The following is a 13,855-nucleotide window of genomic DNA, read 5'->3' on the forward strand; positions in this document are numbered from 1 at the left end:
GCGCCCGGCCGAAGGTGACCCGAACGATCCAGAGAGGCTGCAGGCGCTCTGCACCCCCTGCCATCGCACCAAGACGGGAGCGGACGTTCGGCAGATCGCGAAAGCGAGACGCCTGTCCGCCCAACAGGCGGACCACCGCCTCGCCATGGAGGCCAAGGTTCCTGGCCGCGCTCGCCTCCCCTCCGCCGTCAAGCGCTGGCATTTGCGCCGAGGTACCAAGCGCTGATTCTAACGTATTGATTGCATTCATTTGGTCTCGTGCAATCCTTGCGCGTAATTTTGCAACTGGGTGCAAAATGCGAACCGAAGCTTTTTTGGGGGATCTCGATTTGCTTTTCTATTTCAATGACTTGAATTAATTCTAACTGATATCTCTACCCCCCTTGACGCCATGTCAAAGCGGCGGCCACATACCGGAGGTTCCCTCGCGATTGTTAGGGCTGATGTTCGTCGAAATGGATAGCTGTGTTCATTTTGACGAAACAGAGACTGTTCGTCTCAACATGACCCAAGCAAACGGAGTAGAATCTTGACCATTACATCGCCTTCACTCTCTCGTACCAAGTGGCCGGGTAGGCCCGCCGAGATTGGTAACAACCATCAGGCAGCCTTCGGGGATCTGGTGCTGTCGATCACCTATGTCGCCCCCGAGACGCTGATCCCCTCAGACGACCGGTCGAGGGTTCACCCGGACGAGCAGATCGACCAGATTGCCCAGAGCATCACCGCCTTCGGCTTCCTGCGAGCTATCCTCGTAGCCGATGGCGGAAAGATCGTTGCCGGCCACGCGATCTGGGAGGCTGCCAAGCGTCTTGGACTTGCAAAGGTTCCCGTTGTTGACGTCTCTCACCTGGACGGTGTGCACCGCCAGGCATTCGCCATCGCCGACAATAAGCTTCCGGAGAACGCCGCCTGGGATTTCGCGGCGCTCGCAGTCCAGTTCGATGCGATCTCGAAAGCCGACGTCTCGTTCGCCCCCGAGATCACCGGCTTTTCGAGCATTGACATCGACCTCATCTGTGATCGCGCCATGGCCAAGGATGGTGCGGAAACCGAGGAAGCGCTTCCGAGCCCGCCTCCGGTCGCCGTAGTAAAGGTCGGCGATGTCTGGCTCCTCGGCGAGCACAAGCTGTTCGTCGGTGACGCAACCGACCCCGGATCGTACGAGACGCTCATGGGATCGGAGCGTGCGCGCATGGCGATCACCGACCCACCCTATAACGTTCGCATCGAGGACGTCGTTTCCAACGGCCGGACGAAGCATGAGGAGTTCCTCATGGCATCCGGTGAGATGACACCTGAGGAGTTCACAGCCTTCCTGCGCGCCTTCATGACGCTCTGCTCGACCTATACCCAGGCAGGTGGACTGAACTACATCTTCATGGACTGGCGGCACATGCCGGAAATCCTCGCCGCCGGCTCGGAAGCCTATAGCGACCTCCTGAACCTGGTGGTCTGGGCGAAGACCAACGCCGGAATGGGGTCGTTCTATCGCTCCCAGCACGAACTGGTTTTCGTGTTCAAGTCGGGCAAGGCGAAACACCTGAACAATGTGCAGCTCGGCCGGTTCGGGCGTAACAGGACCAATGTCTGGGCCTATCCCGGGATGACCACGAACAGCCGCGGTCGCTCGCAGTTGCTCGACAAGCACCCCACCGTCAAACCCGTGGCGATGATCGCCGATGCCATTCGCGACGCATCCAAGCGCGGAGAGATCGTCCTCGATCCCTTCTGCGGCAGCGGCTCGACCCTGATTGCTGCGGAACGCACAGGAAGGATCTGCCGGGCTATCGAACTCAACCCGAAGTTCGCCGATGTCACCATCGAGCGCTGGCAGGCCTCGACCGGGGGTGAGGCCTTGATGGAGCGCTCCGGGAACACGTTCAATGCCCTGAAGGCCAAAGCGCTGGAGAAGGATGTGTCGTTTGTCGGAACGACACCGTCCCCCACCCAGATCGTGAGCGACGGGGGCGAAGGCACACCGCCGATCCGGATCCGCAAACGCCCGGGTCCGGCGCTTGATTTCGAATGGCAACAGTAAAGGAGTAAACGCCATGTCCAATGACAATGACGACGGTAACGGCCCGAAGAATTATAAGGTGGGCAAGGGTAAGCCCCCGCTGCACACGCGCTTTCAGAAGGGGATCTCCGGAAACAAGGACGGGGGGCGTAAGCGGCGGCTCACTCTTGCTGAACTGGTTCGCAAGGTTCTGTACGACCGCTTCTGCACCATCACGATCGATGGCGAGAAGAAGGTTGTCCCCCTCGGCGAAGCGATTCTGATCCGTGTGGCCAGCGATGCGGCCGCAGGCAAAGCCCCGGCCGCCTCTCAGATCATACATCTCCTTGAGAAGTTCGGACCTGCCTCTGCTGCCGAGCGGATCGATTCGCTGTCGCGCCATGACGAAGAGGTGCTCGCCGGGCTGGCAGCCCGGCAGAACCTGCCCCTGACCGCTTGCCGCGAGCATCGTATCGTTGTTGGCGCGAACGGTGTGGTCGAGGAAGCATCCGAAGGGATCGACGAGACGGATCTTGCCCATCTTGAGCACCTTATCGAGGAGGCCCGGACGGGTGATGGGTGTCTCGACGAAGTGCTGAAGGCGCTGGAGGCACTCGCGTGCATCGATACGCCCGCCCCCGAACCGAATTCGGGGGCGGCGACGTTCACCGAAACCGTTACGGCCATTCTCTACAAGGGGGATGGCGCAATCGAGTTCCGCAAGCTCTAGATAGCCTCGTGGAGTTTAAGCGAAAACAGCTCCTGAACGCGCTGAGGGGTGACCTCAGCGCGTTCACCCATAGGGCCTTCCTCCACCTGGAAGAAGGCAACGATTACCTGCACAATTGGCATATTGACCATATTTCCTGGCAGCTGACACGCCTTGCGCGCGGCGACATTCGCCGCCTCATCATCAACGTCCCTCCCCGCTCGATGAAGTCGATCCAGGTATCGATTGCTTTTTCCGCCTGGGCTCTCGGGCACGATCCGACCGCACGAATCCTGTGCGTATCTTACGCAGAGGCGCTTGCTCGAAAGCTGTCGATCGATACCCGCAGCGTCATGACGAGCGATTGGTATCAGGAAGCGTTTCCCGAAACTGAACTCACAAGGCATCGCCAGCGGGTTCTTGAAATTCAGACACGGCAGGGAGGGTATCGGCTCGCCGCGGGGATGGGTGGGAGCATCCTCGGCCGGGGCGCTGACCTCATCATCATTGATGATCCCCAGAAGGCCGTTCAGGGTGTCTCGGAGGCTGGGCGCAGGCAAGCGCGCGAATTCTACGACAATGCTCTGGTGACGCGCCTGAACGACAAACGGCACGGTGCAATCATCTTGATCATGCAACGGTTGCACCAGGATGATCTGGTGGGCCACGTGCTGGAGCGAGACGATTGGGAACACGTGGTCTTGCCTGCCATTGCTCCCGAGGATGCGTCGTTCCAGCTAAGCGACAACCCCCAGAAGGTGTTTATGCGCCGGAAAGGCTCCGTTCTCCACCCTGAGCGCGAGCCACTTCCCATCCTGGAAAAAGTCCGACAGCAGCAGGGATCCTTGCAATTTTCCGCCCAGTACCAGCAACAGCCCGTTCCAGCCGACGGTAACGTGTTGAAGCGTGACTGGCTCCGGTTCTATGCGACGGTTCCCAAGACCTTCGACCTCACAATGGTCAGCTGGGATACGGCATCAACGCTTGGCGAGGCGTCCGACTGGTCGGTAGCGACCGTTTGGGGCGCAATGGGACAGGACTTCTATTTGCTGGATGTTGTGCGCGATCGCATGGAGTTCCCTGCGCTCAGGCAGCGCATGATCGATCTCAACCGGTCCTGGAGCGCGGATGCGATACTGATCGAGGACAGCGAACTTGGGAGGGCATTGTCTCAGGACCTTCGGCGGGCCGGCGAACTGCGGCCGATCCTGAAAAAGCCCAGGTTCGACAAGCAAACACGGTTTGTTGCACAGGTGACACGATTTGAGGCTGGTCAAGTCTGGCTACCGGAAGAAGTCCCTTGGCTCGGTGCCTTCGTTGATGAGCTTCTGTCCTTCCCAAATGGTCGCCATGACGATCAAGTTGATTCTGTTAGCCAGGCGCTCGACCACCTGCAACGATCGGCCAGCATGCGAACAGAACCGGGGAAAGGGCCCGCCAGAAAACGTCCCGAACGGCCCGCCAGACCTAGTGGCTACACACGACCGTTTAGGTAGAGTTTTGTTCTTCAGTGGCGAGCTTGACTTGGCTGATCTAAGACCAACAAACTGGACCATTGGCAATTATCACCTTGGCGTAGTAAGCTCTACCTGTATGATGGGCTCAATACAGGAGACCATCCATGTCGAATCTGTCCAACCCGATCTTTCACGACGAGACCAAAGCCCGCGAGTGGCTTGAAGCACGGGTTTGGCCGATCGGCCCGGTCTGTCCTCATTGCAAAGAGGCCAACCGCGCCAACCTCATGAAGGGCAAGAGCCACCGTCCCGGCCTCTACCAGTGCAATGCCTGCCGCGAGCCGTTCACGGTCACCGTGGGGACGCTCTATGAGCGCTCCAAGGTTCCGCTGCATACGTGGCTGGCCGTCACCCACCTCATGATCGCATCGAAGAAGGGCATGAGCGCCCTCCAGATCAGCCGCATGATCGGCAAGCCGTATAAGACCGTGTGGTTCCTCTGCCACCGTATCCGTGAGAGCCTGCGCGAGGTCCACACCGGACCCCTCGGCGGGGGCGGCAAGACCGTGGAGGCGGACGAGACGTGGGTTGGCGGCAAGGCAAAGAACCGCGTAACTCGCGATCCTGCACCCAAGAAGCCCGTGATGTCCCTTGTCGAGCGTGACGGCAAGGTCCGCTCGTGGGACTGTCAGGATTTTCGTGTGTGGGCGGCGTGTTGAACATCAGGCCACCATGGCCCTTGTGAAGCGCTCGCCGAACATGACGGCGAACTGCGCCTTTGCCATGACCCACTCACGGGGCCCCATCTTCCACTCCTTCTCGGAGCGGTTCAAGACGAAGAAGAGCAGCTTCTCCGAGACATCGGAGGGAACACCAGCACGCTTCCCGCCATCGACCTCCGCCCGCTTGACCCACTCCAGCAGCGTATGGGTCGAGCAGCCGATCTTGGCGGCGATCGAGGCGCAGGCGACCCAGCGCGAGGAATGCTCGCCCTCCTGATCTAGCACCAGCCGCACCGCCCGCTCGCGGACCTCAGGTGAAAACTTGTTGGTCGTCTTGCTCGTCATGGCTCCATCCTACTTGGAAGTTGGAGCCTCCGACAAAACCGGGGGCGGTTCAGTCCATATGGCCTTCGCCGGCATCGAAATGGCGGCGTGACGGAGATCGTACGCATCCGGCGAAGGCCACCTTGCGGGAGCTGAGGCAAATCGTTGAGCACTGTCGGTATGGACAGCCATACGCACAGTGCCTTTGGGCGGCTTGAGATCGTCGAGACCGGGCGTCGCCGTCGTTGGACGGACGAGGAGAAGCGCCGGATCGTGCTGGAGAGCATGAGCGGGCCGCGTCTCGTGTCTGAGACCGCTCGGCGCCACGGCATATCCCGGACGCTGTTGTTGACCTGGCGCCGGCTGATGGTCGGCGAGATGCCGAACGGGTTTGTGCCTGCGGTTGTCGTTCCTGAGGCGGCGACGGCGGCACCGCTTCCGCGAGAGCGGCGGGGAGCTCGGGTCGAGATTGTCCTCGTTGATGGTCGTCGGCTGATCGTTGAGGGCGCGATCAACGTTGAGGTGATCTTGCGCCTGGCACGCGGCCTTGAGGTGCCGCGATGATCCCGGTTCCGATGGGCGTGAAGGTATGGCTTGCGACGGGCCATACGGACATGCGGAAGGGCTTTGCCTCGCTGGCGCTACAGGTGCAGGAGGTGCTCAAGCGCGATCCTCTCGGCGGCCACATCTTCTGCTTCCGTGGCCGGCGCGGAGACCTGATCAAGGTGATCTGGCACGACGGGCAGGCAGCGAACCTTTATGTGCGGCGGCTGGAGCGCGGACGGATCCTGTGGCCCTCGCCTGCGGACGGGATCGTGACGATCACGCCGGCGCAGATGGGGTATTTGCTGTCCGGAATTGACTGGCGGAACCCGCAGGAGACGTGGCGTCCGACCTCGATCGGCTGATGGGATTTGCTCCTCGGAATTTGCTTTGGGGAGGCGGTGTTCTGTGATTCCATCCTCATGTGACCACGACCTCCGACCCCTCTGAACCGCTGGAACTGCCGACCGATCCGGCGGCGCTTGCGGCGATGTTCCTGGCGGAGCGCGCGGCGCGATTGGCAGAGCATGGTGCGAGGATTGCGGCCGAAGAGAAAGCGTCCAGCGCCGCGGCACGTGCCGATCTTGCTGAAGCTGAGGCGAGCCTCGCCAAGAGCGCCGCCTCGGCCAACGAGGCGATGATCACGTACCTCCAGCTGATGATCGAGAAGCTGAAGCGGGAGCTCTATGGCCATAGCTCCGAGCGCGGCACGCAGAAGCTGGACCAGTTGCAGCTGCAGCTCGAGGAGTGCGAGGCGGCCGCGACCGAGGACGAGGTTGCGGCGATCCTGGCCTCCAGCACGGCGACGCCACGACGGCGAGCGGTGCGCAAACCCTTCCCCGATCATCTGCCGCGGGAGCGGGTGGTGCTGCCGGCACCGACCTCCTGCCCGTGTTGCGGATCGGCGCGGCTGTCGAAGCTCGGTGAGGACGTTACGGAGACGCTGGAGCTCGTGCCGCGCCAGTGGAAGGTGATCCAGAAGGTGCGGGAGAAGTTCGCATGCCGGGCCTGCGAGACGATCACGCAGGAACCAGCCCCGTTCCATCCGACGCCGCGCGGCTTTATGGGGCCGAACCTCCTGGCGACGATCCTGTTCAAGAAGTTCGGACAGCATCAACCGCTGAACCGGCAGAGTGAGCGCTATGCCCGGGAGGGGATCGACCTCTCCGTCTCGACGCTTGGCGACCAGGTGGGAGCCGCAACATCGGCATTGCAGCCACTGCACGCTCTGATCGCGGCGCATGTGCTGGCGGCGGAACGGCTCCACGGCGACGACACGACGGTGCCGATCCTCGCCAAGGGCAAGACCGACACGACGGTGCCGATCCTCGCCAAGGGCAAGACCGACACGGGCCGGATCTGGACCTATGTGCGCGACGACAGGCCCTTTGGTGGAAGCGATCCGCCGGCGGCCTTGTACTTCGCCTCGAAGGATCGCCGACAGGAGCATCCCAATGGCCATCTCCGGGGGTGGCGAGGCATCCTGCAGGCCGATGCCTATGGGGGCTACAACGGGCTCTATGATCCGCGGCGACCGGAAGGGCCGGTCACGTCCGCCCTATGCTGGAGCCACGTCCGGCGCGGCTTCCATGAGCTCGCCGACATTGCGGCCAAGGCGCGCCGCGGCTCCGCCGCCGCCGTCTCCCCGATCGCGCTCGAGGCGGTGAAGCGGATCGACGCCATTTTTGCCATCGAGCGGGAGATCAATGGCAGGTCGCCGGAGGAGCGGGCCCGAGCCCGTCAGGAGGCCGCAAAGCCGCACGTCGATGACCTGGCGACCTGGCTCCAGGCCCAGCGCGGCACGCTCTCCCGCTCGGCGACGGTGGCCAAGCAGATCGACTACATGCTGAAGCGCTGGGATCGCTTCGCCGCCTTCCTCGACGATGGCCGGATCCGCCTGACCAACAACGCCGCCGAGCGAGCGCTCCGAGGCTTTGCACTCGGCCGCAAGGCCTGGCTCTTTGCGGGCTCCGCTCGCGGCGCCGAGCGTGCTGCCGCCATGGCGACACTGATCGAGACGGCCAAGCTCAACGGCGTTGATCCGCAGGCCTGGCTCGCCGACGTCCTCGCCCGCATCGCCGCCATCCCGCAGTCCAGACTAACGGAGCTGCTGCCATGGAACTGGCGGGAACCCCGGGATCGCGAGGTTCTTGCGGCATGAGCCATGGTGATCGCATTGCACGCCTGATGATCGAACTCGACGACTGGAGGCCAATCATCTGGCGGCGTGTCGAGGTGCCGCTGACCTCGTCGCTGAAGGCCCTACACGACGTCATCCAGGCCGTCATGCCGTTCGAGGACGACCATCTCTTCGAGTTCCACGCCGAGGGGAAGCGTTTCGCTATCCCGGATCCGGAGTGGGACGGCCTGCGTCACAGGACCTTCTCCGCCAAGACCACGAAGCTCGGCGCCCTCGTTGATCGTGGCATCCACAAACTCTCCTATACCTACGACTTTGGCGACGACTGGCGACACACCATCACCGTCGAGAAGGCCCTGGATGCCGTCCCCGGTGCTGACTACCCCCGATACATCGACGGCGCCCGGTGCGGCCCGCCAGAGGATGTTGGGGGGCTTCCAGGCTTCGAACTCTTCCTGGCGGCCATGGGCGATCCCGACCATGATCAGCACGGCGAACTCATGCGCTGGCACGGCCGTCCCTTCGATCCAGAGCGGGTTGATCAGCCCGGCATCCAAGCCCGTCTCGCGAAACTGGCCAGACGCCGCGCCATAGGCAAAGCCGCGTTTGCCAAGAGCCAGAACAAGGTCCACTGATCGGGCACTCGGCGCCCGCGGTCCTCGCCGGATGCTTACCGCGCAGAAGCCGCGGCCCTCGGCGGATGCTTACCGGAGATCAGAACCAAGCTTAGCTAAGCCGCCAATCTGTCCGCGAAATGGGGACCACCTCAGCTGCGACCGCACACTGGAAGCTGGCCGCTTCTTCCACGACAGCAATGGACCGCAAGCAGGCTTTCCGCTGCCTTGACAGGACTGAAGGTCGCTTGCATGACACCGGTGGAAGCGGCCAGCTCTGCTAAAGTTACATCATCTGTCGGCGCGCTACAGGGCGCCATTCCCCGGAGAGCGACATGTCGGATGATATCGAAGCGTTGCGAGCCCGCGTGGCAGAATCGGACCGGCTTTACGCGAAGCAGGACCTGCCCGGCGCCATCGCCCTTCTCAGGCCGCTGATCGAAGCGCAGGTGAAATATTTCCGGCCCTATTTCAATCTGGGTTTCTTCAGTTGGCTTCAAGCCGATTACGCGACGGCGCGAGATATGCTCGCCCAGGCCGTCGAACTTGCTCCCAACTTCGCCGATGCGCGGATGTTTCTAGCCAAGGCGCAGATCGCAAGCCGCGATCACGCGCCGGCCATCGAACAGATCGACGCCTATCTGGCGCTCGGCGGCAAGGATCGGACAGTGCAGTTGTGGCGTGCCCGGGCCCTGTGGGGCCTCGCCCGGATGGAAGAGGCCGCCCGCGCGATCAATGACTACGCAGCAGCTCTCGGGTGGGCGACGCCGCGGCAGGACGGGCTCACCTTCGCGCAAGAGCCGTGGTTCCTCGCACATGTTCCCAACTGGTGTAGCAAACTGGGTCCGATCCTCGGCAAGGTCGACCGCGCCCTCGAGATAGGCAGCATGGAGGGCATGTCGGCGGTCTGGATCGCGGAGCATCTTCTGTCACCGAAGGGACAGCTCATCGTCAACGACATTGAGTTCCGCCCGAACCTAATTAGCAACCTCTCACGGTCCCGCCATGGCCGCCGGATCGAGTTGACGCTGGGCGACTCGGCGGAGGTTCTGCCGGCGCTGCCGCCCGCCCAGTTCGACTTCATCTATGTCGATGGCGACCACTCTGCCGCAGGTGTGTTCCGCGATTGCATCAACGCTATTGTGGTCGCGAAGCCGGGCGCATCGATCGTGCTGGACGATTACGGCAAGGCCAATGAGAGCACCAGGGCCGGTATCGATCTGTTCCTGCAGGCATTCGCACCCTGTGTTGAGGTCGTCGCGAAGGAGTACCAAGTATTCCTACGACGCTCGCTCGGCGCGATCGATCTTCCGCCGCGGATGATCAAGACCCTTGCCAAGAGTCTGACGCCGCAGTCCGCAAAGCGCTTGACGGCGGCGGATGTGGCTTGCGTCCTGCAACTGCTGCGTCAAGGGGCTGCAATCCCGCGTACCTGAGGCCGTCGCACCCGATAGTCGCATCGGCAATCGCGTCAGCCAGCGCCTGCAGGCCCAGCGCCGCCATGACGCTCGATCTTGTGAATTGGGGCATGACGTGCGATGCGCGTCAGGGCCGCTTCGATCTGCAGATCCGCCAGATCAGCGCGCAGCCCCCCTGATGCATCGCGGGGCGCCGTCAACCAGTGCATCCAGACGCCGTTGTCCAAGTCCACGCCCCGCCAGTCGTCAGCGCCGGCCGGCAGCACGGTGATCACGCGCATCCATTCGCCTCCCGCGACGCGGGCGCGCGCGGCCTTTATCCCGGCGATGAAGCCGGCAGCATCGATGTCGCGGCTTGGAAGGATCATGACGCTTTGCGCGGCGAAAGACGACAAACCTTCGTGAGCCGAAGGACAGGGCTCTGGCGCCGCCTCGTCGAACCAGCCGGGGTGCCGGACACGCCTTACGCCCGACAGCCCGCGGGCGAGGCCGAGCTCAAGCGCTCGCTCGACCTCATGCTCGAACGCCGCCGCGGCGGCGGAACTGCTGCTTCCACCCGCTATGCGGCGGCCCACGTCGCGGCGATGGTGGGCGATGAATGCCATTGATGCAGTCAGAATGGCCTCGAGTCCGAGATGACACCGCCCGTTCATCAGTGAGAAGTAGAGCTGGTTCTTGACGATGCGCTCATAGCGCGTGGTCATTCCCGATCCGTCGCGCACGGCGCCAGGCAAAAACTTGTGATGCGCCACTGCGCCATCGAGTTGGCGGACTCCCCAGCCGGAGTCGACAAGCCGGCAACATGCATCGGTTTCATCAAGGTAATAGTCATACTCTTCATCAAAGCCGCCGAGCGAAACCAGCGCTGGCCGGCGGAAGGCGCAGTTGGCCCCCATCACATGCGGAAAGCGACCGCTAAGCGGATAGGCACCGGCATCGCCCGGCTGTTGGAGGGCATGATCGGCGCGTCCCGCCCGGTCCACCACGGAAAAACGGAACTGCGGCGTCTCGCCGTCGGGTCCAATCACGACACCGCTGACTGCGCCGACCGTTCCGTCAGAGAAGGGCGCGGCCAGCGCTTCGAGCCAGTTCGGCTCTGGCAGCGCGTCATCATCCAGAAAGGCGACGACAGGAGACGCGGTAGCCCGCAGTCCCAGATTGCGCGCCATTGCAATGTTCTCGGCAGGGCACGAAATACCCTTGGCGTACCGCGCGGCCGCGAGGGATTCCACCAGTTCCCGCGTGCCGTCATTGGCCGGTCCGTGGACGATACAGAGCTCGAACGACCGATGCGTCTGCGCCTGCAACGCCTTAACGGTGCGCTCAAGGCTCGCTGCGCGACCGTTGGTGCAAATGATCACGCAAACCATCGGCTGTTCACGTGGCGGCATCGGCTTTTCCTTCGCGCATTCCAACCGACTGCGACGGGTCGCTCCCGGCTGGTCATCCCGACCGTTGACGCTGCGCTTATCGCAAAGGTATTGACTGGCATGTCAAGCTGCATTTCGCGCTCTCGCAAGTCCCACGCCCCGCTTGAGTTGGCGCTCAGGGTGAAGCCGCCCGAGCCTCTTGTGCCCGTGGAGAGCTTTGCAGGGACCTGCTTTGAGACGATGGCGTTCTCATTTTATGGCGAACGACACGAATGCGGACCAGACATCGACTGGCGCGCCAATCCGGGAAGCTGGCATTGGGGTCATGATCTCAACCGCTTCGGCTTTCTCGTTTTGTACGGCGATGCGTCATCGCGGCAGACAGCCGAGCGGCTGTTCGGCCTGATCAAAGACTGGCTCACAAAGAATATGGACCAGGCGACGATCGGTTCGGGTTACCCCTGGGGCAATCTACTGAACGTGGCAATCCGCACGGAGAACTGGTGGCGGTTCGTCACCCAGGCTGTCGGGAATGCGCACTGTGAGCTGGAAGCACCCCGGACCCAGCTCATCGCGCGCTCCGTCGTCCAGCAGGCGCGGCTGGTCTTCCGTCTCGTCCGCTCTCGAGGATTCAAGGACAACTGGTCCGTCATCGGCCTTCGTTCGGCTGTCTACATCATGTCCGCAATCAAGGGGTTCCCGCACAGGGAACGTCATCTTCAGATCGCGCGCTCTTATCTGCGCCGCGTAGTTGAGGAGCAGATCCTGCCTGATGGGGTGCAGCAGGAACTGGTGCCGCACTATCACTGGGTGGTTCTCGAATTGATCGCGTCAATCCGCGACCTGCTTGCGGATGCGCTTGGGGCTCCCGATCCGCAAGCTGACGACGCGATCAGTTCCATGGCCGACTTTCTGGCGTCGGTGATGTCGCCAAGCGGCGCGGTCATCGCCCTGGGCGACAGTGATCCCGAAAATGGCGCGCGGATTGCCCGCTTCTTGGCCTCGCTTCGCACGCGGGGGGAGGCGCAGTTCGACCGGGCGGACGAGTTAGCCGCGGATGCCGGGCAAGCACAGAAGGTCGTCCCGACGCTTGAACCGGACATCAAGCTCTTTCCCTACGCAGGCCTCGCCTGCATCCGCCACCCGTCAACAGGTAGCCTCCTCGTTTTCGATGGCGGTCCTTTTGGAACTGCCCATCAGCATGAAGATGCGCTCAGCCTCAGCCTGTCGTGTTTCGGCGAAGACCTGATCGTCGATCCCGGACGCTACCTCTACGAGATGGAGGCGGATCGACCCTGGGCCTACCTGAAGTCGACAGCCGCACATTCGACAGTCCGCATCGACGGGCTGGACCAGAACGCACGCGCCACAGCCGCAGACTGGCGCAGACAGACGTCCGGCGAGCCTAGACTAGATATCGATGCAAACGGCATCGTGCTTTCGGCCACCTATAATCAGGGATACGGACCTGATTGCATGCATGTCCTTCACCACAGGCAGATTGGCGTCAGCAACCAGGGCCTGCTTGTAGAGGTGAGCGACTGTCTGTTGGGGGATGGCGAGCACGACATCGAGCTGCAATGGCAGGTTAGCCCTGGCCCCTTCTCGCTGCAACCCGGTCTGTTCCGATGCGTTCGAGGCGTCGCGCAGCTCGAAATCACTTGGGCCGACGAACCGTCGCTTGAAGTCCATGTGGCGGAGGGCGAACGCCAACCGTTCCGCGGCTGGTTTGCTCCTGGATTGAACAGGATGACGCCAAGCCCGATGCTCATCCTCAGATGCCGTAGGCAACTACCTGTCACCCTGTGCACGACGTTGCGCAGCATCCGCGTTCAGCCGGCGTGAACGACTGTGGCAGCATTGGGCTTGACGTGAGTGAACCGCCCCTAGATTCCTGGACGCCTTCTCCCCTAGTTTTTGAGGCGAGGAGGCCCCGATGGGCAAAGCGAACTTCACCGAGGACTTCAAGCGCGACGCGGTCTTGCAGATCACGGAGCGCGGCTATCCTGTTGCCGCGGTGGCGGCGCGGCTGGGGATCAGCAAGTACTCGCTCTACGAGTGGAAGAAGCGGTACGCGAAGCCGGCGGCGGCCCGTGACGACGATCACGCCGCCGAGGTGCGTCGGCTGAAGCGCGAGCTGCAGCAAATCACCGTGGAGCGCGACATCCTAAAAAAAGCGGCCGCGTACTTCGCCAAGGATGCAAGGTGAGGTTAAGCGTTCATCGCCGAGCATCGCCTGCTGTTTTCAATCCGCGCCATATGCCGTTGCCTGTCGGTGGAGCCGAGCGGCTTCTACGCCTGGCTCAAGGACCCGCTCAGCCGACGTGCACGGGAAGACCGGAGGCAGACCGAGCTCATCCGCGGGGCCTGGTGACCTGAGACCCTCTTCTCCTCCTGTCGGGCGACACGACAAACTGACCCCCTGACGCCACGAGGATCTGACCCCCTCGCCGAGCGAGGAGGTCGAGATGAACGATATGCGCTGACCTGAGACCCTCTTCTCCTCCGGCCTGAGGGAGAGTCCTGGGTTTCGTTTATGGCCTTAGGCGGCCTGTCGTT

The 13,855-nt window shown here is 62.5% G+C and carries 10 protein-coding genes and 3 pseudogenes; 11 read left to right on the forward strand and 2 right to left on the reverse strand.

Features of this window, described 5'->3' with window-relative positions; all coding sequences use genetic code 11:
- Positions 1-529 precede the first annotated feature (529 nt).
- The 4 genes and pseudogenes from ACTIFS_RS20250 to ACTIFS_RS20265 all read left to right on the forward strand — a co-directional run.
- A complete protein-coding gene (locus tag ACTIFS_RS20250; RefSeq protein ID WP_439575936.1) occupies positions 530-2,041 on the forward strand; it encodes a site-specific DNA-methyltransferase in 1,512 nt (503 codons plus the stop codon).
- A 13-nt stretch (positions 2,042-2,054) separates the two neighbouring features.
- Positions 2,055-2,729: a DUF5681 domain-containing protein gene (locus ACTIFS_RS20255; protein ID WP_439575937.1), complete on the forward strand. Its 675-nt coding sequence runs from the start codon at positions 2,055-2,057 to the stop codon at positions 2,727-2,729.
- A gap of 8 nt (positions 2,730-2,737) precedes the next feature.
- A complete protein-coding gene (gene terL / locus ACTIFS_RS20260) occupies positions 2,738-4,204 on the forward strand; it encodes a phage terminase large subunit (RefSeq protein WP_439575938.1) in 1,467 nt (488 codons plus the stop codon).
- A 125-nt stretch (positions 4,205-4,329) separates the two neighbouring features.
- Positions 4,330-4,848, forward strand: a pseudogene (locus ACTIFS_RS20265) (IS1595 family transposase); the annotation flags it as partial.
- A 164-nt stretch (positions 4,849-5,012) separates the two neighbouring features.
- Here ACTIFS_RS20265 and ACTIFS_RS20270 read toward each other — a convergent pair.
- Positions 5,013-5,232: pseudogene (locus tag ACTIFS_RS20270) on the reverse strand (transposase); the annotation flags it as partial.
- Between the two features lie 159 nt (positions 5,233-5,391).
- Between ACTIFS_RS20270 and tnpA the strand changes: the two are divergent.
- The 5 genes from tnpA (at position 5,392) to ACTIFS_RS20295 (ending at position 9,944) form a co-directional block, all read left to right on the forward strand.
- A complete protein-coding gene (gene tnpA / locus ACTIFS_RS20275; RefSeq protein WP_439575939.1) occupies positions 5,392-5,775 on the forward strand; it encodes an IS66-like element accessory protein TnpA in 384 nt (127 codons plus the stop codon).
- Positions 5,772-6,119 carry an IS66 family insertion sequence element accessory protein TnpB gene (gene tnpB / locus ACTIFS_RS20280; protein WP_439575940.1) on the forward strand — a complete coding sequence of 116 codons (348 nt, stop codon included), beginning with the start codon at positions 5,772-5,774 and terminating at the stop codon, positions 6,117-6,119. The genes tnpA and tnpB overlap by 4 nt, the downstream gene beginning before the upstream one ends.
- Before the next feature lie 125 nt (positions 6,120-6,244).
- The gene (tnpC, locus tag ACTIFS_RS20285; protein ID WP_439575946.1) at positions 6,245-7,915 is read left to right on the forward strand and encodes an IS66 family transposase; all 1,671 of its coding nucleotides are present in this window, start codon (positions 6,245-6,247) and stop codon (positions 7,913-7,915) included.
- Entirely contained in the window at positions 7,912-8,529 is a 618-nt protein-coding gene (locus ACTIFS_RS20290) for a plasmid pRiA4b ORF-3 family protein (RefSeq protein ID WP_439575941.1), read from the forward strand. The genes tnpC and ACTIFS_RS20290 overlap by 4 nt, the downstream gene beginning before the upstream one ends.
- 314 nt (positions 8,530-8,843) lie before the next feature.
- Positions 8,844-9,944 (forward strand): class I SAM-dependent methyltransferase, encoded by a 1,101-nt coding sequence (locus tag ACTIFS_RS20295; protein ID WP_439575942.1) that lies wholly within the window; start codon positions 8,844-8,846, stop codon positions 9,942-9,944.
- A 35-nt stretch (positions 9,945-9,979) separates the two neighbouring features.
- Here the strand turns inward: ACTIFS_RS20295 and ACTIFS_RS20300 are convergent, their stop codons facing one another.
- Entirely contained in the window at positions 9,980-11,317 is a 1,338-nt protein-coding gene (locus tag ACTIFS_RS20300; RefSeq protein ID WP_439575943.1) for a glycosyltransferase, read from the reverse strand.
- A 186-nt stretch (positions 11,318-11,503) separates the two neighbouring features.
- Between ACTIFS_RS20300 and ACTIFS_RS20305 the strand changes: the two genes are divergently transcribed.
- Entirely contained in the window at positions 11,504-13,141 is a 1,638-nt protein-coding gene (locus tag ACTIFS_RS20305; protein ID WP_439575944.1) for a heparinase II/III domain-containing protein, read from the forward strand.
- A gap of 91 nt (positions 13,142-13,232) precedes the next feature.
- Positions 13,233-13,667 (forward strand): annotated as a pseudogene (locus ACTIFS_RS20310) (transposase); the annotation flags it as partial.
- Between the last annotated feature and the right edge of the window lie 188 nt (positions 13,668-13,855).

This window comes from Phreatobacter sp., assembly GCF_051860605.1.
Lineage (GTDB): Bacteria > Pseudomonadota > Alphaproteobacteria > Rhizobiales > Phreatobacteraceae > Phreatobacter.